The organism is Asticcacaulis excentricus CB 48 (assembly GCF_000175215.2).
GTDB classification, from domain to species: domain Bacteria; phylum Pseudomonadota; class Alphaproteobacteria; order Caulobacterales; family Caulobacteraceae; genus Asticcacaulis; species Asticcacaulis excentricus.
The window spans coordinates 1501179-1520909 of record NC_014816.1 but is presented as its reverse complement, the minus strand read 5'-3'; the positions used below and the strand labels follow the sequence as shown (position 1 = coordinate 1520909).

Sequence of the window (19731 nt, the reverse complement as noted above, 5' to 3'; positions counted from 1 at the left end):
GTTTTCTTTATAATAAAAAACTCAGACGGAGGCGGCCCTATGTCCAGCACCTCGACAACCCTCGGACCCCATTTTGCCACAACGAACGCTGATCTGCATGTGGTACCGAAGCCGCTGCGGCGGCCGTTGAAGACGCTGCGACATAACTGGCATCGCGGCAATCTCGACATCATTCTGCCCAATGGCACGCCATTTGAAATCCGCGGGCGTGAGCCCGGCCCGCACGGCGTGCTAAAGGTCAATGATTTCCGCTTCCTGCGTCGCGTGCTGTCGGCGGGTGATGTCGGTTTTGCCGACGGTTACGTAGCTGGTGAGTGGGACACGCCCGACCTGCCGGACCTGCTCGAAGTGTTCACGCTGAACATCGACCGGCTGACGCGCTTTTTTATCGGTAACCCCTTTATGCAGATGATGAGTCGCCTTCTGCACAGCTTCAACCGCAACACCAAGGAAGGGGCGCGGCGCAATATCTTTGCCCATTACGATCTGGGCAACGCTTTCTATGGCGAGTGGCTGGACGCCACCATGACCTATTCGTCAGCCCTGTTCAAAGGCACTGACGACCTTGAGCGGGCGCAAACGGCTAAGTACGCGGCGCTCGCGCGACTGGTTGATCTTAAGCCGGGGCAGAACGTGCTCGAGATCGGCTGCGGCTGGGGAGGCTTTGCCGAATACGCCGCCCGGATGGGCGCCAGGGCTACCTGCCTGACCATTTCGCCATCTCAGCACGACTATGCGGTCGCGCGCATGCAGCGGCTGGGGCTGTCCGATCAGGTCGAAATCAAGCTGCTCGACTACCGCGATGTGACGGGCGAATACGACGCCATTGTCTCTATCGAAATGTTTGAGGCGGTCGGGATGGAGTACTGGGACACCTATTTCCGCAAGGTGTCAGACTGCCTGAAGCCGGGCGGTAAAGCGGCGCTGCAAATCATCACCATCCGTGACGAGCTGTTCGAAGATTACCGTCAGCGCCCGGATTTCATTCAGCGCTATATCTTCCCTGGCGGTATGCTTCCGTCGCCGTGCAAGCTGCGAAGCCATAGTTCCAGGGCCGGTCTGTCGGTTCTGTCGGAGCAGTCGTTCGGCCACGACTATGCCCGCACGCTGAATATGTGGGCGCGGCGCTTCGATGCGGCCTGGGGCGAGGGGCGCATCATCGGTTTTGATGAAGCATTCCGCCAAATGTGGCTGTTTTATCTCGCCTATTGCGAAGCGGGCTTCCGCACTGAGCGTACCGACGTGGTGCATTTCGCGCTTCAGAAAGCTTGAACTACCCGGCATCTTGCCGGTCCGGCGCGTCCCATACCGCCTGTGCAGGACGCATTTAAGCACTTGTCTCCCCCCATTGGGCGGGCTACCAAACCTCTCACTAAAACGGAGCGGGAATCGTTTTCGATTCCTGTCAGAGAGGCAGCGGTTTGGCCAAGAGCGGCACAGCGCAGAAGCAAGACGGGGCGATTACCCTCGTGCGGCACGGCGAACCGGCCCTTTCGCGGCGCGTCAAGCTGACGGCGGCCGGTTATCGCGACTGGTGGGGGCGATATACGCTGGCCGGGCTTCTGGAAGGGCAAATTCCGCCGCCACAACTGGTCAAATGGGCACAAGAGGCAGGCTATGTCTACTCCTCGACCCTGCAACGCTCCATTGAAACGGCTCGCGCGGTTTGCAAGGACAAGCCTTTTGAGTCGCTTGATCTATTTATCGAAGCGCCCTTGCCGCCGCCGAATTTTCCGAACTTCCTGACTTTTTCGCCTAAATACTGGGGCGGGATTTCCCGTTTCTGGTGGTGGGCCTTCAATCACCATGCGGGCGAGGAAACGCGCAAACAGGCCGAGGCCCGCGCCGCGGCGGCCGCGCGCCTGCTGCACGACAAGGCGCAGACGGGTGACGACGTCTTGCTTCTGGCCCACGGCTATTTCAACTGGATGATTTCGCTCGAATTGGGAAAATTAGGCTATAGCCAAACGTGCGAGCAGGGGTTTAAGTACTGGGGCTGCCGTCGCTATGAGCGACGCGCCTGAGTGGCCCTGGCTGAACGCCACCCTCCTCCTTACCCTAATTGCGTAACGAAAGGCCAATGATGACCGTACCCGCCGAAACTTTGTCTTTTGAGGACGCGCTGGCCCAGCTTGAGCGCATCGTGGCGGAGCTTGAGTCTGGTCAGGCCCCGCTGGAAAAGTCTCTGGAACTTTATAAACGCGGTGCTGCGCTGAAGGCCTTGTGCGAGGAGCGCCTTGAGGCCGCCCGCCTTCAGGTCGAAAAGATCACCTTGTCCAAGACCGGTCAGGTCGAAGGCACGGCTCCGGCGGAGTTCAACTGAGGTGATGCCGGTCGCCGCCAATTCCGACCTGCCGCCGCTGCATGAACGGATGCAGGAGACCGCCGATCTGGTGACCATGGCGCTCGATGAGCTTTTGCCGCGCGCCGAGGGGTTTGAGTCGCGGCTGACCGAGGCTATGCGCTATGCGGCTTTAGGGCCGGGCAAGCGGCTTCGACCGTTTTTTGCGCTGGAAACCGGGCGTCTGTTCGATGCGGATTCTCAGGCAGTGCTGAGGGCGGCGTGCGCGCTGGAATGTATCCACGCTTATTCGCTGGTGCACGACGACCTGCCGTGCATGGACGACGACGATATCCGCCGTGGGCAACTTACCGTGCATCGCGCCTATGATGAGGCGACGGCGGTGCTGGCCGGGGATGCGCTTCAGACAGTGGCGTTTGAGATTCTGGCTTCCGAAGATACCCATGAAGACCCGCGGGTGCGGGTGGAGCTGATCTCGCGGCTGGCTCTGGCTTCGGGGGCGCAGGGCATGGCCGGCGGTCAGATGATCGACCTGATCGGCGTGTCTGATGATCTGGGCGGTGTGGCGCGAATGCAGCGTATGAAGACCGGCGCCCTGATTGTCCATGCGTTCGAGATTCCGATCATTATTGCCGATGCTCCAGAGAAAGAGGCCAATTCCCTGATCCATTTTGCGCAGGATCTGGGTCTGGCCTATCAGATTGCCGACGATCTTCTGGACGTCGAAGGCGATCCGGACCTGCTGGGCAAGGCTGCGGGTGGCAAGGACGCGGCCAAGGGCAAGACCAATTTCGTCACGCTTTTGGGACTGGATGAGGCGAAGGCGCGGGTGCGGCTCCTGTCAGAACAGTGTAAGGCACGGCTGGAGGTTTTCGGGACTGATGCGGACATTCTGCGCGATAGCGTTGATTTTGTGCTTAAGCGGCAGAGCTAAGTGTGAGTTTCTCCCCTGAGATCTGCGCAGAGTAACGGAAAGCCGTCGCTACTGGACAAAACCTTGCCGCAGTTTTATGTCGGTTATGCTAGTATCGTGAATATGAAGTTCGCTTCATTCGGATATCGACAACTGTGCGAACTTCATATTCAAAACGATACTGGCTACAATAAGTAGCTAGTATCCCGTAGAATCTGAAATCCGCCAGAGGGCGATATCAGGCCAATGCGAATTTCAGATTCAGGACACTAGAGACGAACAAAACCATTGCCGGTTCTGATCCGGCCTGTGAGTGCACCGCTTATGCCACAACCCGAAACGCCGGTCCTGGACACGCTGACGGTCCCGGAAGCGATCCGCCATCTGTCCGCCGCTGAGCTGAAGACGCTGGCCGACGAGGTGCGCGCCGAAACCATTGATGTGGTGTCGAAGACGGGGGGGCATCTGGGCTCGGCGCTGGGCGTGGTCGAGCTGACCGTAGCGCTGCACCATGTATTTGAAACGCCCAGCGATATTCTGATTTGGGATGTCGGTCATCAGTGCTATCCGCACAAGATTCTGACCGGACGGCGCGAGCGTATCCGATCCTTACGCCAAGGCGGCGGCCTTAGCGGCTTCACCAAACGCTCGGAAAGCCCCTATGATCCGTTTGGCGCGGCACATGCGGCCACCTCGATTTCGGCTGCATTGGGTTTTTGCGCGGCGCGTGACCATAAGGGCGAGACGAATAAGGTCGTGGCTGTCATTGGCGATGGTTCGATGTCGGCCGGCATGGCCTATGAGGCGATGAACAATGCCGCAGAAACTACCAGGAATCTGACGGTTATTCTAAACGATAACGATATGTCGATCGCGCCTCCGGTCGGCGGAATGAGCGCCTATCTGGCCAATCTGGTCTCCGGCGGCGCCTATCAAGCCGTGCGCCGCTTTGGCAAGAGCGTTGCCGAACGCCTGCCGCGTGCGCTGTTTGAGATGGTGCGCAAAGGCGAGGAGTTTTCGCGCACCTACGTGACCGGTGGCACCTTCTTTGAGGAACTTGGTTTTTATTATGTCGGGCCCATCGACGGGCACGATATGGACAACCTTTTGTCGGTCTTTAAGCGCGTGCGCGACATCACCGACCGCCCGGTGCTGGTGCACGTGGTCACGCAAAAGGGCAAGGGTTATGCCCCCGCTGAAGCCGCCTCTGACAAGTATCACGGCGTCGCGAAATTCGACGTCATCACCGGTGAGCAGGCGAAGCCGAAGGCGAATGCCCCTAGCTATACTGAAGTCTTTGCCGCCGAGCTGATTAAGCAGGCGCAGATCGACCCGAAGGTGGTGGCCATCACCGCCGCCATGCCGTCGGGCACGGGACTTGACCGTTTTGCTGAGGTGTTTCCGACGCGTTGCTATGACGTCGGTATCGCCGAACAGCATGCCGTGACCTTTGCGGCCGGTCTGGCGGCGGACGGCATGAAGCCGTTTTGCGCGCTCTATTCGACCTTCCTGCAACGCGGGTACGATCAGGTGGCGCACGATGTGGCGCTTCAGGACCTGCCAGTGCGCTTTGCCATCGACCGCGCGGGTCTGGTCGGGGCCGATGGGGCGACGCACGCTGGGACGTTCGATATCGGCTATCTGGGGACGCTGCCTGGTATGATGATAATGGCGGCCGCGGATGAGGCGGAACTGGCGCGCATGATTGCCACGGCCACCGCCTACGATGACGGGCCCTCGGCGTTCAGATACCCGCGCGGTGAAGGCGTGGGTGTCGAAATCCCGGCCGTACCGGAAACCCTGGCTATCGGGCGCGGGCGTATCGTGCGCGAAGGGTCAAAGGTGGCCATCCTGTCGCTAGGGGCACGCTTGCCGGAGGCTTTGAAAGCCGCCGACCTGCTGGGTGCGCGCGGGCTTTCGACCACGGTGGCTGATGCGCGGTTCGCCAAGCCGCTGGATAAGGAGCTGATCCTTCAACTGGCGCGCCACCACGAATGCTTGATTACGGTCGAAGAGGGCGCTATGGGCGGCTTCGGGGCCTTTGTGCTGCACTATCTGGCGGGTGAGGGCGCGCTGGATAACGGTCTAAAAATCCGCACCCTGACCCTGCCGGACCGCTTCCAGGATCACGATAAGCCGGAAAAGATGTACGCTGATGCTGGCCTTGATGCGCAGGGAATTGCGGCTTCCGCCATGAAGGCGCTGGGGTTCAGCGAGGCCGACATCGCCAAGTCAGCGGTGCTTTAACCCTGCTGGGCTGTCAGGGCCGTTTCCGGCTCTTTAGAAACAATCTTGAACAAGGCGACCCCCGCTCCAGTGGGTCTAAGGCGGTGTTGTTCCCAGTTTTGCAAGGTCTTAACTCTGACGTGCATTAGACGCGCAAATTCGCTTTGCGACGGACCGAGTTGTTTCCTCGTTGCCGTGGCATCGGGCGGCGCGAGGGTTCGTCCCGTCCGGCGGTGATTTCTGCTGCCTCCCCGAGGCTTTGTATCAGATCGGAAAAGCAGTGGCTCGTACACCATAGCGCCTTCACCAATTGTGCCAGAGTGGCGACTTTACTGTCCGTCAGAAATCCTTCTTCGATTTGGGATAGACAACCAGCGTCAGAGTTTTCTGGTCGGGTCTGATCTGATCCAGTAATAAGTGGCGCCCACGCCGCCGCCGCCCTTGATCAGGTCGCCCCAGTCGGGGTGAGTCGCGAGACGCCTTTGCAGATGCCTGTACTCATCATGCGAAAGCAGTTAGGTGAGCTGACAGGTGAAAGCAGATGTCCCAAGAAATTCCATCGAACGGCGTTGTGCACCAATGGCGGATATGGACGAGATAAAAACGGCGCCCCATTTGAGCGCCGTTTCTCATTCAAGGCCTTAATTGCTGAGCACAATCGCGGCGATCAGGCCAGTGGCTACCGCCGCCAGCACGTAGCGGTCATCGACCTGCCGCCATTCATAACCGCGCGGCGGGGCATAGAGGTGGCGGTGACGGCGATAATCTATGGCATAGCCCCGGTCCCAGTCACGATAGGCCACGTAGCCGCCGCGACGCCATTCGGAGCGTTCGCGCCATCCATATTGGCGACCGCGATCATAGCTGCGGTACGAGTCGTAGCGTCCGCGCCGGTCGTCGTAACGGTCATAGCGTTCGTATCTGTCATCGCGATCATCGCGATCATACCGCTCGTGTCGGTCGTGGCGATCATAACGCCCGTGGTCACGCGGTTGTGCCGCCGCTACATCAGCCAAAAGCAGGGAGCCAGCCACCATAGCCAGCAAGGACGTAGTCATTATGCGTTTCATAACGGTCTCCTGTCGTGCCCCATCCCTTTGATTACAGACTAATCCCGCCTGCCTGAACCGAGCATGAACGGATATATGGCGTAGGCATTCAGTCGCCTCTTCCCTGAGATAAAGAAGTGATTGAGCGTGGACCGATGCCTGATAAGCAGATCGTCCCTTATCTCCTTTATCTTTTTTGTGAATTGCCATCGATTGCACGCATTGGTTCCGGTTTACAGACGCAAAACCTTCGCTAACCTGAGGTTTTAAAGTAAAACGGAGCGCAGGGTGACCGAGCCGCAATCGCAAGACGCCATACGGCGTTCCAAAGGCTTTCTGGGGCTGGTCGAAAGGGCCGGAAATCTGCTGCCGGACCCAGTGATGATCTTTGTTTGGCTCATCCTTGGGCTGATGGTGCTTTCGACCATCGGCGCGCATTTTAGCTGGTCGGCCTCCATTCCCTATAACGGCGACGAAGCCCCGCACTGGGCGACGCTGGACAATGGCGTGGTCACCTATACGGCGACCAGCCTGTTTACCGCTGAAAACATCGGGCGGTTACTGGTCGATATGCCCAAAACCCTTACCGGCTTTGCACCGTTAGGCGTCGTGGTCGTAGTCATGTACGGGGCCGCCGTGGCCGAACGCTCAGGACTGTTTTCAGCGCTGATCCGCTCATCCCTGCGCAATGCGCCGCGTGCCATCCTGACCCCTTGCGTGATCATTACCGGCATGGTGTCGCACCATGCGTCGGATGCGGCTTATGTCGTGTTTATCCCTCTGGCCGGGCTGATCTACGCCTCGGTCGGGCGGCACCCGCTCGTGGGGATTGCTGCTGCCTTTGCCGCTGTGTCGGGCGGCTATGCTGGCAACATCACGCCAGGACAGATCGACGTGCTGCTGTTCGGCTTCACACAGGAGGCTGCTCGCATTATTGATCCGGCCTGGACGATGAATCCGCTCGGCAACTGGTGGTTCATCCTCGCCATTGTCTGTCTGTTCACCCCGGTGGCGTGGTTTATCACCGATAAGGTGGTCGAGCCGCGTCTGGGCAGATGGGGCGGTTCACCGGATACCGAACTTCAGGCCGAACTGGCCAAATCTGAAATCACACCCGCTGAGAAAAAAGGTCTGAAACGCGCCGGGATCGTTGCGGTGTTGGTGGTGGCCGGGTTCGCGGCTCTGGCCCTGTGGCCCGGCTATACCCCGCTGATCAACGAAGACGCGACGGGTCCGGCGCAGCTTCAGCCCTTCTATGCCGCCCTAATTGCCGGCTTCTTTCTGCTTTTTATCGCCACCGCCATCGCCTTTGGCACCGCGGCCGGGACCATCACATCTGACAACGACGTGGTGAAGATGATGGGCGAAGGGATACGCTCGCTGGCGCCCTATTTAGTGTTTGCCTTTTTCGCTGCGCACTTTGTGGCCATGTTTAACTGGTCAAGGCTGGGGCCGATCACCGCCATCAATGGCGCGGAAATCCTCAAAGCATGGGATTTACCCGCCCCGCTGTTGCTGGTTAGCGTGCTGCTGTTCTCGTCGATACTCGACCTGTTTATCGGCTCGGCCTCGGCCAAGTGGTCGGCGCTGGCCCCCGTGGTGGTGCCGATGTTCATGCTGGTCGGTATTTCGCCTGAAATGACCACAGCCGCCTACCGCATGGGCGACAGCTACACCAATATTATGACGCCGCTGATGTCCTACTTCCCGCTGATTTTGGCCTTCACGCGACGCTGGGACAAGAGCATGGGCGTAGGGTCTCTGCTGGCCCTGATGCTGCCCTACGCCTTGAGTTTTATGGTGGCGGGGATCGGCCTGACGGCGGCCTGGGTGGCGCTTGATCTGCCGCTTGGGCCGGGTGCACAGGTCCACTACACCCCGGCGGGGTAGGCTTGTGAAGCTTTGACCATAGATTTCACAGATTATTTTAATCAGAGGTCGGTTCCAAACCCTTGTCTTTTCTCATGGACGCGTTTTGGACGGCATCGCATCTGTGTAATCTGTGGTTCATTCAAAAATGCGGTCCCGCAAAGAGACCGCTTCTATCAAGGCGAGTCAGGGTTGTCCGTGGTCAGTTCACGCCACAACGCCGCCATATCGCGCACGGCAGTCTGAGCGTGATCAACCACCCCGGCAAACAGCGGGAAACCCAGAGGCAGGGTGTCATAGCGACGATAGAGGATGTGCGTGCGGCCCTCTCTCAGACGCAGGGCGTAGCGTTCGGCCTGTGCCGCCAGCGGATCGAGCCCGGCGGAGACGATCAGGGTCCTGGGCTGACCATTGATCACCTCTTCGTGTAGCGGCGACAGGGCGACGTCGCTCAGGCCCGTGCCGGCCCCGGCATAGTGGCCAGTCATGAGGTCAAGATCAGCGGCGCTGATCGGCCAGCTCCGCGCGAAGGGGCTCGTTTTGAGGTTCGGGTCTGACAGGTCAAGCAGAGGGGTTACCAAAAGCTGCGCCACGGGCAGAGGCTTGAAATCGCGTCGCAGATCGAGGCACAGACGCGCCGCCATATTGCCGCCCATGCCGATGCCGCCGATAGCCGCTTGGCCCGACGTCGCGCCCAACCGACCCAAATTACCCAGCGCCCACTCCCAGGCCAGGCGCGCGTCGTCATACCCCGCCGGAAAACGATGTTCCGGTGCCAACCGGTAGGCGGGCAAAAACACCGGACAATGCGCCTCATGCGCCAGGAGGCTGGCAAAGGCGAGGCTGAGTTCCGGACCGCCCAGCACCCCTCCACCATCGTGGAACAACACCAGTAAATAGGAATTGTGGTCGATACGCTGCGGCCGAACCAGTTGGCCGTTGATCAGCCCGCCATCGCCGACGGCTTCGATCTTCACCCGAACCTCAGACCCCACGCTCATCAGGGCGGCTGCCTCCTGCCAGTCTTCGCGCGCCCCTTCGACCGAGGTGCCGACAAGGCTCAGAGGTGTGCGCTTATCCGGACGCGCGAAAAAAGTCCTCCATAGGAAGGAGATCTGCGTATCGAGCGTGCGCCCGTCCACGTGCACAATGCCGCCGCCAGACAGGAATTTCAGTACGGAGAAGGGCAGGCGCAAGACCTGACGCAGAAGTAGGCGTCTCAGGACGGACTGACGAGGTGGCGACAAACGCATGGATGACCTGAAAAAAGCGCTTTCCAAAAAGTCTCACGCACTTTTTGGATTAAAGCGCGTTAAGCCGTAAATTTCGAGCGTATTTCGATTCAGCGTGACCAAATACGCTCTAAACAATGGTTACCACTGTGTTAGGTCGGATCAGGCGGGACGGCAAGACGGGGGAATGCGGATGACAGTCTTGAGGTGCCCCATCCAGAGGGTTACGACTGAACGTGGTGCATTGTCTCATCTGGCACGATAATACCATAGCCGCGCAAGCAACTTCGGCTCAGTAACAGTAAGTATTAATAATGAACTTTGAGATCACAAATCGGTAACGATGATTTATTGCCGGAGGGCGCGGTCTATATGGGATTTTTATTTGACCGGCTGACAAAGCTGCGTCTTACTCTCTGACGCAATTCGTTATCTGGCTGCTGACTGCTCGGACGCGGGACTTCCCGTTTTCCTGAACTCAAACTGCGCTACCGAGACCGACGATTGTAGGGGAGATTTGCTCCCGAACACCTCGATACTGCTTTTGACTAAGGAGAGCACATGGCCGAAGGTACGGTTAAGTGGTTCAATGCCACCAAGGGTTTTGGTTTTATTCAACCGGCCGAAGGCGGCAACGACGTCTTTGTCCACATCACTGCTGTTCAGCGCGCGGGCCTGCAAGGCCTAGCGGACGGTCAGAAGCTCTCCTATGAGCTTCAGACCGAGCGCGGCAAGACCGCCGCTGTCAATCTGCAATTGCTGTAATACATCGGTTTCAGCGTTTGAAACAAAGCCGTCCCGTTCTGCGGGGCGGCTTTTTCACGCCTTAGCCGTCGCCGCGATAAGAGCCTTGATCGCCTCTGTGTCCATACCCTCAATCCGGTAATCGCGCAGGCTCCTTGATCCTTTGCGTTTCGCAAGTCGGCGCCCTTGATCGTCGAGCAGCAAGGCATGATGGCAATAGAGCGGCGTTGGGAGGCCCAGAAGCCGTTGCAGCAAGACCTGCGTATGGGTGGCGGCAAACAGATCGTGGCCGCGGTGGATGTGCGTTATGCCTTCCCGCGCATCGTCAATAACGACCGCTAGATGGTAGGCAACGCCGATGTCTTTGCGCCCCAGCACCACATCGCCATTTACCTCGGGCCACGCCGTCTGGGGGCCGGTTTCGCCGTCCGGACCGTGCCCGGTCTCGACAAAACCCAGCCGCTTCCATTCTGCGCCTAGCGCCTCACACGCCGCCTTCAAAGATAGACGCCACGAAGGTTCGCGCTCGGCCGGCCCGTCTCCCGCCACAGCATCCCCTTCCTGTGGGGCACCTTGCGCGGCTTGCGCAAGTTCCTTGCGCGTCTTGTAACAGGCATAGACCAGCCCGCGAGTCCGCAAAGTCTCCAGCGCCGCCTCATAGTCGGCCAGATGATCGGATTGCCTCAAAGGTGGCTCAGGCCACTCCATCCCCAGCGCGCGTAGGTCTTCGTAAATCCCTGTCTCGTATTCGGGGCGGCAGCGCGTTCGGTCGATGTCCTCGATCCGTAAGAGGAAAGTCCCGCCCGCCTGGCGCGCCGCCTCAAACGCAGTCAGGGCCGCATAAGCGTGGCCCAGATGCAGGTAACCGGTCGGCGAGGGGGCAAAACGGGTGCGGTAGGTCATAAGCCCTTCCTATAAACGCTGTCATCCAAACTTCACTGTTTTCTTTTTACGGAATCGGGTTCTTACTGAGCTTGTGGATAAGCTGCTTAGCTAGAAGGAGCTCGGTCTTCCGGTACGATTATCCCTTTGCATCCCCGATGGCATGGAGGCGTCCATGCAGGTCCTGAAACATCCGCCCTCTGACTGGCGAGCTCTGGTCCTGAACGCCGATTTCAGGCCGCTCTCCTATTATCCGCTTTCGACCCGCCCGTGGCAGGATGTCGTCAAGGCGGTCTTCGAGGGCCGCGTCGATGTGGTTTCGACCTACGATGTCGAAATCCGCTCGCCCTCGATGACCATGCGTCTGCCCAGCGTCGTCAGCCTCAAGACTTATATCGACCAGAACCGCCCGCCGGCCTTCACGCGCTATAATGTTTTCCTGCGCGATCAGTTCAGTTGTCAGTATTGCGGCTGTCGCCACGACCTCACTTTTGACCATGTGCTGCCCGTTTCGCAGGGCGGCAAGTCCACGTGGACCAATATCATCACCGCCTGCGCCCCGTGTAACTTGCGTAAAGGGGGAAAAACACCCCAACAGGCACAGATGGCACTGGCCAAAAGTCCACACCGCCCGACAATGTATCAGCTTCAGGAGCTGGGACGTCGTTTTCCACCTCACTATCTTCACGAAAGTTGGGTAGATTACCTGTATTGGGATACGCTGCTTGAACCCTGACGGGGGCTGAGGGGTGTATATGGGTATTCTTCGGGCTGATTAAGACATGTCGCAGCGCGTGCGCTTTGAATTGGATCGCCGGAATTTCGGCGTGATACGCTTTCCCCGTGATAAGGGGCAGACTCTGGTGCCCCTGAAACCCATCGAGGCGGCGCTAGCCCGAACGCTGGACGTACAGGTTGAGGCGCGTCGTGAGCGCCTATTTGGCCCCAAGATACCGCGCTTTGCTTATATGGGTGAGGTGCTGTGCCTAAGGGTGCTCGACTCCGGTGATGCGGTGCTTGACCTTTCACATGCTGATGATGAGGCGCGTGAAACGATCATCGAACATATGCGCCTGTCCGAGGATTTTGAGAGTTTCTAAGCCACTGATGTACACGAATGGCCGCGCGGATGCGCGGCCTGCAGGAATGTTCATTGTGGAATTTATGAAGTCGGCGCACAGGTCATCTGTTTCAAGCGGGGTTCGCCCGCAGCATCTGTGTAATCAGTCGGGACTTTCTTTTGAGGTTTCACACGCGGGTGCTGACGTCTTCGCTCTTATCTTTGGGCCAAGCCGATAAGAGTTTTGCCAAGGTACACACGGAAGTTCATTCGCGTATATAGGGGGCCCAAATCGCAGATCATCCATGGCGGGCGGGCGAAGCCCGCCATCCGGGTCTAATCGCAGCAAAAAATCGATCCCCGCTGAAACGTGCACAACTTCAACCGTTTAGGGGCATTTTTTCACAATTTTTCGCCGCCGCAGAAACCTCTGCCCTGCTGAATCTATGACACAGATCGCCCCCCAATATTCCTGCTGCCCATCCGGCTACCCCCACAGCGGCCTATGACCACCTGATGCGTCTCGCGGCTTAAACTCTGACCGAGCTCGCAATCGCGCCGCCCGCATCGGCAAATGGCCTGACGGGACGCCTTACAAAATGTTGGTCTAATATGGCCTTAAACCGGCCTTTTCAGAGGACCGATCCGTTATCTACCGGCCCAAAGCGCGCGATGAATTCCTGTCGCAGGGCGTAGTCCACTTCATCCATGGTTACCGGCAGGCCCAGATCAATCAGACTGGTTACGCCGTGTTCCGAAATGCCGCACGGCACTATGCCATTGAAATGGCTGAGGTCCGGCTCGACATTGAGGCTGATGCCGTGAAAGCTGACCCAGCGGCGCAGCTTGATGCCAATGGCCGCGATTTTATCTTCTTGATAGCGCTGCTCAGGCGCCGCAGGGGCGCCCCGCAGGTGCTCGGACGGCACTGGTGTGGCGCTCTTGTCGCGGCGTTCGACCCAGACGCCGACGCGCCCGTCACGGATATGGCCTTCGACATTGAACTGCCACAGCGTGCCGATTATCCAGCCCTCCAGCGCCTTGATAAAGGCGCGTATGTCCTTGGTGCGCCGGTTGAGGTCCAGCATCACATAGATTACCCGCTGTCCAGGGCCGTGATAGGTGAATTGTCCCCCGCGTGCACTGTCGAACACTTCGAAACGATCGGGCTCCAGCAGGTCTTCGCGTTTAGCCGAGACGCCGGCCGTGTAAAGGGGCGGGTGCTCGATGAGCCAGATCAGTTCGCGCGCCTCGCCCTTGAGGATGGCTTCGACGCGAGCCTCCATTGCGGCCACAGCGTCGGGATAGGCCACCTGGCCCACAGACACGCACCATTCCGGCAAACCATTCTCAGGGTCTTTGAGAATAAAGTCCGGCGACACAAATTCCGACGGAGTGTCATCGGAATCTGCGGGGCTTAACCTGTCGTTCAGCATGTTCGGCCATTCTGCGGCGGGTGGGGTAGGATTCCCCGTATATGGGCATTCAAGGGATCAAGTCGAGCGTGTCGTCTCAGGTCAATTCCGTACCGGTGGAAATCTCAGTGCTTCTGGGACGTTCCGTCCTGCCGATGCAGCAGCTTCTGCGCATGGGCCGTGGCGCGGTCATCCCGCTGGACGCGCGTGAACACGATGAGGTCTGGATACTGGCCAACAACCACCCCGTCGCGCGCGGCGAAATCCAGATTTTCGAAGAGAAAATCTCGATCGTGGTTACCCGCCCGGCCAATGTCTATGACTTTATGGCGCTGGGCAATTAAACCCAGACGGCTCCAGTGTGTGAGCGCAGACCGCTGCCTGGTGTGCGCGTGATTCGGGGCTCATCCGTCACGAAAGCCTTTTGCCACTTCATCAGAAAATGTTCTATAGGGGCGTCATGACCGAACGTAGATGCGCCTATTGTCGCCAGACCTATCAGGTGGCGGACCAGACCCTTCCCAATGCCGCGAAGGACTATTCGCCCTTTTGCTCGAAACGCTGCGCCGATGCCGACCTGATGCACTGGCTGAAGGGCGAATACGTCATCAGCGGCACGGGGGCGCTGGCGGCCGAAGCCCCGGAAGAGCAGGGGGCGTTACCCTCAGCGGACTTATCCTCACCTTTTGACGATAAAGACGCGATTTAGGCGGGTTTTTTGCGAATTTAGGGCTTTGCGCGCTTGCCAAGCCCGAATGGCTCGCTTATTAGAGCCACCTCCCGGGGCGGCGCACCAAGGCCGTTCCGAAGCAAAGAGTGCCTGGATAGCTCAGTTGGTAGAGCAGCGGATTGAAAATCCGCGTGTCGCTGGTTCGATTCCGGCTCCAGGCACCATGGCGCTTTCCCTTTGCGTCAGACGGGATATCAAAATCTTCTTAACTTCACGGTTTAAAGGCCAGGCGGGGTACGCCGAAGTCCGGCCCATTCCTCGTACATCCGGGTATCTGGGGCTCGCGATCACACTCAAAGGCGAGCTCCCCAATTGTTGCCTCGGGAAACCCCTATCCAGTGTTTTAAAAGCAAAAATCAGGGATTCAAATTACTCAATGAGGGAGCTGCACCTTTTGATTGAGCTCGCTGTATTGATCCGCGCTGACAATTTAGCCCGCATGGTCAAATGTCGGCGGTAATCAACACGTGCTCGATTTAACCGACTGCATGGCCTTAACTTGAGCAGCTCCGAAGGCAGGTCTGCGCCGCATTCCACGGTGTGTAATCGTTTCTGAATAAGAAGCTGAACTAAATTTGTCGTGTTTTGTGGCTTCGCGCGTCTTACGTGTTAGGACACTCTCGAGCGCCGATGGAAAACCTTAGAGATATTTTAGCTAAAGCGAGGCGAGTGGTACTTCGCAAAGGTATTTCTCCTCAGGACGCAGAGGATATCGTTCAGAGCGCGTACACGCGTGTTCACGCATTTGAGCAGCGCGAGATCGTGCGGTCTCAGGAGGCGTTGTTGATCACCGCCGCAGTGAGGCTCGCCTACGATGAGAGGCGACGGCAGGATAGGGCCGCCATGTTCGAAAAAGTCGATGAGGTTCCGTCGGTGGCAGATGATGCGCCGCTGCCGGATGAAATACTGCGCGCACAGCAGCGTACCGCGAGGCTGAAGGAAGGTTTGGACCGATTGCCAGAACGGACCCGTCGCATTTTGCTCAGTCGGCGTCTTGACGGCCTCACTTACAAGCAGATTGCGCAGATAGAAGGGTCAACCGAGGCGGCGATAGAAAAGCAGGTGGCGCGCGCCACCCTTGAGTTAATGAACTGGGTGAACGGATGGTAGGTCCAGACGACAATATGCTTCCGGAACCGACTTTAGGACGCGTGCCGCAGCTCGATACAGCGGCAGAGGCCGCTGTGTGGATGGCGCGCTTGAAAAGCGATTGCCGGCTACCGGAGACGGAAGCGGCTTTTCGGCGCTGGCTGGAGGTAACGCCGGACGCTCAGTTTCTTTTTGATGAAGCGACAGATGTCTGGGAGATGCTGCCATCAGCGGTGCCGACGCGTCGCGCGCGCCTTGTGTCACCGGTGATGTCGCGCCGTATGGCTCTGGTGGGAGCGATGGCCGCGGCTGTAGTGGTGACCGTGGGTGGCGGTGTTTATGCGGTAAACCTTCGTCCGGTCGTCTATGAAACGCAAAAGGGTGAGCAGAGATCGATGTCGCTCACGGACACCTCAATGGTTACCCTGAACACGGATACGAAGCTTTCTGTCAGGTACAGTCGCAACCGACGCTATGTGCAACTGGAACGAGGGGAGGCAGTGTTTCAGGTTGCGCACGACCTCTCAAGACCCTTCGTCGTCGAAACGCGTAATCAACGCGTCACCGCGCTGGGTACGGTCTTTCTGGTGCGGTCAGACCCCACTGAAGTGCAAGTCGCTTTGTTTTCTGGGAAGGTCGAGCTTCGCGCAAAACAAAAGGTGTCGGCGTCAAACGGCATGATCCTGAAACCGGGTGAGCGGGCGACGGTCCGTGAGGGCATGACGCCGGTTGTGGATCGGCCGCCATCAGACGTTATCAGGGCGTGGCAAAGACAGGAGGTCGTTTTTTCGGGCGTGACACTTGCTGAGGCGGTGAATGAGTTGAACCGGTATAGTCGCTTGCAGATTGTTGTCGCGGACTCCGGTGTCGCATCCCTGAAAGTCGCCGGGGTTTTCCAGACTGGTAACTCAGAAGCGTTTGTTAGAAGTATGGCCCGTATTCATGGACTGAAAGTTCGTCAGTCTGAAAATGTGATTGAACTTACGCGGTAGAGCGCTTGCCAAAAAGGTTTCATGGCACTTTATCGGCTTGCACGTTAAAATCAGAATAGCCAGCAAACGGCGTCGGACAGGGACATGCGCTTACACAGGAATTGGCTGATCGGCCTGTCCATAGCAACGCTTGTTTGCGTCATGCCCGTTGTGGCAACGGCTCAGTCTCTTATAGACTGTCAACTCGCCGAACAGCCCCTTGGGACCGCGCTAACCGCTCTGGCACGGGCCGGAAAGATTACGGTTCTTTTCGATCCGGATCTCACCAAAGGCGAAAGATCGAAGCCATTAAATGGACATTATTCGCCAGTCGAGGCGCTTAGCCGAATACTGAAAGACTCCGGTCTGCACGCCGTTGAAATGTCTCAAGGACAATTCATTATTGAACGTGCGCCAGCCCGCAGGACCTCTTTGCTGCCCCCGATTCTGCAGCCATTGCGACCCTTACCAGTGCCGGACGTGATGCCACTCGTTGTTGTGCGATCGTCAAAGAGCGAGCTTCGGGAAGAGGAGGCCACAAAGCGGGGTTATACGGGCGTTCTTGAAGCAGCAACGTCAACGGATATCTCCAAATTTCCGGATGCCAACCTCGCAGAAGCCCTTCAACTCTTGCCTGGTTCCGCGCTGGCGCGCGATCAGGGGGAAGGCCGCACCTTGTCGGTAAGGGGTATAGGCCCGGAGCTTTCCATCGTCGAAATCAACGGGATCGAAGCGCAGGCACTCACCGACGGCCCCAACTTTAGCAGTTACAGGGGGCGAGGCTTTGATTTCAACGTCTTTCCGTCCGAAATTTTTGCCCAGATATCGACCGCCAAAACGACGCGGGCAAGCCAACCTGAAGGGTCATTGGGAGCAAGTGTATTTCTAACGACGCCAAAGGCGCTTGAACAGACAATGCTGCCGGATCAGTTCAGCGTCACGCGAACCTATAATGATCTGTCAAACCGGGCAGGGAGCCGATATACGGCCTCTGCCACGCGCGTGGACAAAGACAAGCGGTTTGGCTGGACAATTTCGGCGTCCTATAATCGCGTGACCTTTGAGATACAAGGGGTGAATAGTGGAAACTGGAACACAGGAGCCTCCGATGGGGGCTTCTGCCGCCCCACGCTCCATCAGGGGGGGCTATGTGATGTCGCGCCCTCTGAGTATGTTCAGGCGCTCGCCGCCTATACACTGCTGGAATCACCCGGTGTTGTTTCCCCTCAATTTTACCGTTTCACCAGCATCTCAGGTCAGGCGACACGCCGCGGGCTGGCCACGGGTTTTCAATGGCGACCAAGCGATGCCACCCTGTTGACAGCGGACGTACTGGTTTCAGAGTTGCGCACTCAGCGGACCGCGCACTATCTGTTTCCCGTAGGGTTTAGCCGTGGCACGGCTCAGGGCGGCAAACCAGAAATTCTGGCAAGAGATGTCAAGGTTGATGGCGACGGGAGCGTCATCTATGGGCTTTTCGACAATGTAGATGTCCGCTCTGAGGTTATTTTCGACGACTACAAGACGCGTTTCGAGCAGGTCTCACTACAGCTTTCGCACGCCTTTGGCCCCAAACTGCGGTTCAAGGGGGCGCTTGGATTTGCCCGTTCGAATTTTCTCAATCAGAATGAAGTCAGTTTTCATCTCGATCGCTACAATGTCGATAACTTCGTGTTCGACACCCGCAGCACCGGTAGCAACAACCCATCGTTTGATTTTGCCTTTGATGCGAAGGACCCTGCGCAGTGGTATTTTGGTCCGCGGCAGTTGCAACCGGGAGGCACCGGATTGGTTGGCCCGGAAATCAGATACCGACCGAACTTTGTGGATAACGCGTTCGACGTTGTAAAAGGTCAGTTCATTTACCCGGTGTCTGCCGGCGTTCAGTTCGTGACAGGTCTTCAATGGAAACGGTATGGTTTCCGCTCAGTAGTCTTGCGGTTCGCAGAAGGTGACGTCGATTTCCCGTCACCTTCCCAAAACCTGAGCGCATTGGGGGAGGTGTTTTGCGGTCTTAGCCGCTTTAAAAAATCGGATCAGACCCCTGTGTGCTGGTTTGCGCCAGTGCCTGCGGCCTTTGCAAAAGAATACAATATTTATGGAAATACCGGGCGGACGGCCGTTTCACCTGAGGCCTCGTTAGCCAGAGGATTTAACCAGTCGGTTACCGAAACGGATCTGGCCGGTTTCGTCGAGCTTAAGCTCGATGGCATGTGGGGGGCGTTTCCTTTCCGGGCGGACGCCGGTTTGCGGGTCGTCGAAACCCATCAGACGTCTGAGTTTTATAATGAGGCGCGCGCGGGTACGTCTTCGTCTCCGCGTCTGGAAACCGTATCCCGGAAATATGTCGATACCCTCCCGGCATTCAATTTCGCTATGGAGCTAAGTCCGACACGGGTCATTCGGGTCGGACTGGCCAGGGTTATGGCGCGACCGCCCCTGACGAGCATTTCTGCAGCCACCGCGCTGAATATCGGCGGGGCATCGCGTCAGATCATAACCGGGAACCCCTTTATCCAGCCTATCCGTGGACAGACAGCCGATCTTACGGCGGAGTGGTATCCGAACCGTACCTTCCATTTTTCACTTGGCTTGTTTTACAAGCACATCAGCAGCTACATTCAGAATTATGCCTATGTCGGCGCATACAGCCGTACCGGGCTGTCGGATGCCCTGCTCGATAAGACTGGTGCCGCCCCCTCGGACGATTTCCTCATCTCAGAGGTGATCAATACGAAGGGCGGGGCGGTAAGAGGGCTTGAACTCAATCTGCGCTGGCGGGCGCAGAACCTGCCGCGCCCGTTCTCAGGCCTTGGTCTTGACCTGAATTATACGCAAATACACAGCCGGATCGAATACTTCCTCGACGATCAGGGGCAACGTCGTCGTGTGCATTTCGATCTGCTAAATCTATCTCCGCGCGCCCTCCGGGCAACCGCGCATTATCGTGTGGCAAATGTCGATGCACAGGTAACGGGTGTCTACCGGAGCGCCTATCTGACGAACGTGCCCGGTGCGCGGATATCAGACGCGGCGGGTGTCGATGGGGCGCTGTATCTGAGCGCGGCGGTCGGCTACAGGATTGCACCCAACCTGCAACTGCGTCTGGAGGGCCTAAACCTGACGGATGAGCCTTCCCGCACGTGGGAGGGGCTGGAGGCCAGACGTCTCGTTGATATCCAATGGAGTGGACGAACCGTCTCGTTAGGGTTCAGCTATACTTTTTAATCTCTATAATTTTCACCAGTG

At 58.0% G+C, this 19731-nt stretch carries 18 protein-coding genes, 1 tRNA gene and 1 pseudogene; 16 read left to right on the top strand and 4 right to left on the bottom strand.

Annotation, left to right across the window (positions count from 1 at the left end; translation table 11 throughout):
• Positions 1 to 39 precede the first annotated feature (39 nt).
• The 5 genes from ASTEX_RS06990 to dxs all read left to right on the top strand — a co-directional run bounded on the left by ASTEX_RS06990 (position 40) and on the right by dxs (position 5462).
• Complete coding sequence (locus ASTEX_RS06990; RefSeq protein ID WP_013478905.1) at positions 40 to 1272, top strand: SAM-dependent methyltransferase; 1233 nt, start codon at positions 40 to 42, stop codon at positions 1270 to 1272.
• Positions 1273 to 1421: 149 nt separating this feature from the next.
• Positions 1422 to 2024 (top strand): histidine phosphatase family protein, encoded by a 603-nt coding sequence (locus ASTEX_RS06985; protein WP_013478904.1) that lies wholly within the window; start codon positions 1422 to 1424, stop codon positions 2022 to 2024.
• A 59-nt stretch (positions 2025 to 2083) separates the two neighbouring features.
• A complete protein-coding gene (locus ASTEX_RS06980; protein ID WP_013478903.1) occupies positions 2084 to 2323 on the top strand; it encodes an exodeoxyribonuclease VII small subunit in 240 nt (79 codons plus the stop codon).
• A 4-nt stretch (positions 2324 to 2327) separates the two neighbouring features.
• Positions 2328 to 3236 (top strand): polyprenyl synthetase family protein, encoded by a 909-nt coding sequence (locus ASTEX_RS06975; RefSeq protein ID WP_041658576.1) that lies wholly within the window; start codon positions 2328 to 2330, stop codon positions 3234 to 3236.
• A 303-nt stretch (positions 3237 to 3539) separates the two neighbouring features.
• A complete protein-coding gene (dxs, locus tag ASTEX_RS06970; RefSeq protein ID WP_013478901.1) occupies positions 3540 to 5462 on the top strand; it encodes a 1-deoxy-D-xylulose-5-phosphate synthase in 1923 nt (640 codons plus the stop codon).
• A gap of 620 nt (positions 5463 to 6082) precedes the next feature.
• Here the strand turns inward: dxs and ASTEX_RS06965 are convergent.
• Entirely contained in the window at positions 6083 to 6511 is a 429-nt protein-coding gene (locus tag ASTEX_RS06965; RefSeq protein WP_013478900.1) for an RcnB family protein, read from the bottom strand.
• Positions 6512 to 6778: 267 nt separating this feature from the next.
• On the opposite strand from ASTEX_RS06965, the gene ASTEX_RS06960 reads away from it, so the two are divergent.
• Positions 6779 to 8380 (top strand): AbgT family transporter, encoded by a 1602-nt coding sequence (locus ASTEX_RS06960; RefSeq protein ID WP_013478899.1) that lies wholly within the window; start codon positions 6779 to 6781, stop codon positions 8378 to 8380.
• A gap of 155 nt (positions 8381 to 8535) precedes the next feature.
• On the opposite strand, the gene ASTEX_RS06955 is transcribed toward ASTEX_RS06960, so the two are convergent.
• Positions 8536 to 9612, bottom strand: a complete 1077-nt coding sequence (locus ASTEX_RS06955; protein ID WP_013478898.1) for an alpha/beta hydrolase fold domain-containing protein — start codon at positions 9610 to 9612, stop codon at positions 8536 to 8538.
• 540 nt (positions 9613 to 10152) lie between these two features.
• Here ASTEX_RS06955 and ASTEX_RS06950 point away from each other — a divergent pair.
• Positions 10153 to 10356, top strand: a complete 204-nt coding sequence (locus ASTEX_RS06950; protein WP_013478897.1) for a cold-shock protein — start codon at positions 10153 to 10155, stop codon at positions 10354 to 10356.
• Between the two features lie 54 nt (positions 10357 to 10410).
• Here ASTEX_RS06950 and gluQRS read toward each other — a convergent pair whose 3' ends face one another.
• Positions 10411 to 11238 carry a tRNA glutamyl-Q(34) synthetase GluQRS gene (gene gluQRS / locus ASTEX_RS06945; RefSeq protein ID WP_013478896.1) on the bottom strand — a complete coding sequence of 276 codons (828 nt, stop codon included), beginning with the start codon at positions 11236 to 11238 and terminating at the stop codon, positions 10411 to 10413.
• A 154-nt stretch (positions 11239 to 11392) separates the two neighbouring features.
• Here gluQRS and ASTEX_RS06940 point away from each other — a divergent pair, with 154 nt between their 5' ends.
• On the top strand, positions 11393 to 11953 hold the full coding sequence (locus ASTEX_RS06940) for an HNH endonuclease (RefSeq protein ID WP_013478895.1): 561 nt from the start codon (positions 11393 to 11395) through the stop codon (positions 11951 to 11953).
• A gap of 46 nt (positions 11954 to 11999) precedes the next feature.
• Positions 12000 to 12317: a hypothetical protein gene (locus tag ASTEX_RS06935; protein ID WP_013478894.1), complete on the top strand. Its 318-nt coding sequence runs from the start codon at positions 12000 to 12002 to the stop codon at positions 12315 to 12317.
• A gap of 592 nt (positions 12318 to 12909) precedes the next feature.
• Here ASTEX_RS06935 and lipB read toward each other — a convergent pair.
• On the bottom strand, positions 12910 to 13713 hold the full coding sequence (lipB, locus tag ASTEX_RS06930; protein ID WP_013478893.1) for a lipoyl(octanoyl) transferase LipB: 804 nt from the start codon (positions 13711 to 13713) through the stop codon (positions 12910 to 12912).
• 41 nt (positions 13714 to 13754) lie between these two features.
• Between lipB and ASTEX_RS06925 the strand changes: the two genes are divergently transcribed.
• The 7 genes and pseudogenes from ASTEX_RS06925 to ASTEX_RS06895 all read left to right on the top strand — a co-directional run bounded on the left by ASTEX_RS06925 (position 13755) and on the right by ASTEX_RS06895 (position 19710).
• A complete protein-coding gene (locus ASTEX_RS06925) occupies positions 13755 to 14036 on the top strand; it encodes a FliM/FliN family flagellar motor switch protein (protein WP_013478892.1) in 282 nt (93 codons plus the stop codon).
• A gap of 116 nt (positions 14037 to 14152) precedes the next feature.
• On the top strand, positions 14153 to 14401 hold the full coding sequence (locus ASTEX_RS06920; protein WP_013478891.1) for a DNA gyrase inhibitor YacG: 249 nt from the start codon (positions 14153 to 14155) through the stop codon (positions 14399 to 14401).
• A 109-nt stretch (positions 14402 to 14510) separates the two neighbouring features.
• A tRNA-Phe gene (locus ASTEX_RS06915) sits at positions 14511 to 14586 on the top strand.
• Between the two features lie 466 nt (positions 14587 to 15052).
• Positions 15053 to 15532, top strand: coding sequence for an RNA polymerase sigma factor (locus ASTEX_RS06905; RefSeq protein ID WP_013478890.1), 480 nt, complete (start codon positions 15053 to 15055; stop codon positions 15530 to 15532).
• 80 nt (positions 15533 to 15612) lie between these two features.
• Positions 15613 to 16503 (top strand): FecR family protein, encoded by an 891-nt coding sequence (locus ASTEX_RS19270; protein ID WP_168148077.1) that lies wholly within the window; start codon positions 15613 to 15615, stop codon positions 16501 to 16503.
• Positions 16504 to 16587: 84 nt separating this feature from the next.
• Positions 16588 to 16881, top strand: a pseudogene (locus ASTEX_RS21070) (STN domain-containing protein); the annotation flags it as partial.
• An 84-nt stretch (positions 16882 to 16965) separates the two neighbouring features.
• Positions 16966 to 19710: a TonB-dependent receptor gene (locus ASTEX_RS06895; protein WP_041658573.1), complete on the top strand. Its 2745-nt coding sequence runs from the start codon at positions 16966 to 16968 to the stop codon at positions 19708 to 19710.
• The last annotated feature ends 21 nt before the right edge of the window (positions 19711 to 19731 follow it).

Bases quoted from the DNA above. Each gene is read 5' to 3' on its own strand.
- ASTEX_RS06925 (WP_013478892.1), top strand. From the start codon at position 13,755: ATGGGCATTCAAGGGATCAAGTCGAGCGTGTCGTCTCAGGTCAATTCC.
- ASTEX_RS06935 (WP_013478894.1), top strand. From the start codon at position 12,000: ATGTCGCAGCGCGTGCGCTTTGAATTGGATCGCCGGAATTTCGGCGTG.
- dxs (WP_013478901.1), top strand. From the start codon at position 3,540: ATGCCACAACCCGAAACGCCGGTCCTGGACACGCTGACGGTCCCGGAA.
- ASTEX_RS06980 (WP_013478903.1), top strand. From the start codon at position 2,084: ATGACCGTACCCGCCGAAACTTTGTCTTTTGAGGACGCGCTGGCCCAG.
- ASTEX_RS06920 (WP_013478891.1), top strand. From the start codon at position 14,153: ATGACCGAACGTAGATGCGCCTATTGTCGCCAGACCTATCAGGTGGCG.
- ASTEX_RS06955 (WP_013478898.1), bottom strand. From the start codon at position 9,612: ATGCGTTTGTCGCCACCTCGTCAGTCCGTCCTGAGACGCCTACTTCTG.
- ASTEX_RS06990 (WP_013478905.1), top strand. From the start codon at position 40: ATGTCCAGCACCTCGACAACCCTCGGACCCCATTTTGCCACAACGAAC.
- gluQRS (WP_013478896.1), bottom strand. From the start codon at position 11,238: ATGACCTACCGCACCCGTTTTGCCCCCTCGCCGACCGGTTACCTGCAT.
- lipB (WP_013478893.1), bottom strand. From the start codon at position 13,713: ATGCTGAACGACAGGTTAAGCCCCGCAGATTCCGATGACACTCCGTCG.
- ASTEX_RS06940 (WP_013478895.1), top strand. From the start codon at position 11,393: ATGCAGGTCCTGAAACATCCGCCCTCTGACTGGCGAGCTCTGGTCCTG.
- ASTEX_RS19270 (WP_168148077.1), top strand. From the start codon at position 15,613: ATGGCGCGCTTGAAAAGCGATTGCCGGCTACCGGAGACGGAAGCGGCT.
- ASTEX_RS06965 (WP_013478900.1), bottom strand. From the start codon at position 6,511: ATGAAACGCATAATGACTACGTCCTTGCTGGCTATGGTGGCTGGCTCC.
- ASTEX_RS06975 (WP_041658576.1), top strand. From the start codon at position 2,328: ATGCCGGTCGCCGCCAATTCCGACCTGCCGCCGCTGCATGAACGGATG.
- ASTEX_RS06895 (WP_041658573.1), top strand. From the start codon at position 16,966: ATGCCACTCGTTGTTGTGCGATCGTCAAAGAGCGAGCTTCGGGAAGAG.
- ASTEX_RS06905 (WP_013478890.1), top strand. From the start codon at position 15,053: ATGGAAAACCTTAGAGATATTTTAGCTAAAGCGAGGCGAGTGGTACTT.
- ASTEX_RS06950 (WP_013478897.1), top strand. From the start codon at position 10,153: ATGGCCGAAGGTACGGTTAAGTGGTTCAATGCCACCAAGGGTTTTGGT.